The 515-nt window shown below is 30.3% G+C and carries 1 pseudogene; it reads right to left on the bottom strand.

Annotated elements, in window-relative coordinates:
- Nucleotides 1-200, bottom strand: a pseudogene (locus FNZ60_RS09915) (hypothetical protein); the annotation flags it as partial.
- Nucleotides 201-515 lie beyond the last annotated feature (315 nt).

Genomic DNA, 515 nt, shown 5'->3' with positions numbered 1-515 from the left:
ACACATTGCTGCTTATTAACAGAAGCGGTTTCATTTGAAATATTAGAGATAACGGGGGTGTTTTGTGATATATTTGTCATAGTCAAATCCTTACGGTTTAATATTGTTTTCAATTGACAGCCTATAAAGGCGCCGGGTGTTGAAAACACGGCCGTAAGTCCGTTGCTATGCCTTCCCCATAAAAGGGTATTGTATAACATAGCTACACCCGACAAAATCGTTATATGCCAATGACAGCATAAAAGAAAGCCAGTTTTTATAATAGGAATTAGGTTTATCGCAACCCATTCGCTTACGGTTAAGTGTTTTCATCACTTGAATATTCATATAACAAAATACGTATTTATTGTCAAATAATATTTTATCTTTTTTGATATTTTTTATGATTTTTTTAAATGCATTGTGTGTATATATTTATCATATGCTTATAAAACAATTCTTTTGTATTATATGCTTTTAAAGCTATATTATTGGCTTTCTTAAACGATTGCGTTATTTTTTGAATTATACATTTA

This window comes from Bartonella massiliensis (assembly GCF_902150025.1).
GTDB lineage: Bacteria > Pseudomonadota > Alphaproteobacteria > Rhizobiales > Rhizobiaceae > Bartonella > Bartonella massiliensis.
The sequence above is the reverse complement of the archived record's forward strand: the minus strand, read 5'-3'. Positions and strand labels throughout refer to the sequence as shown.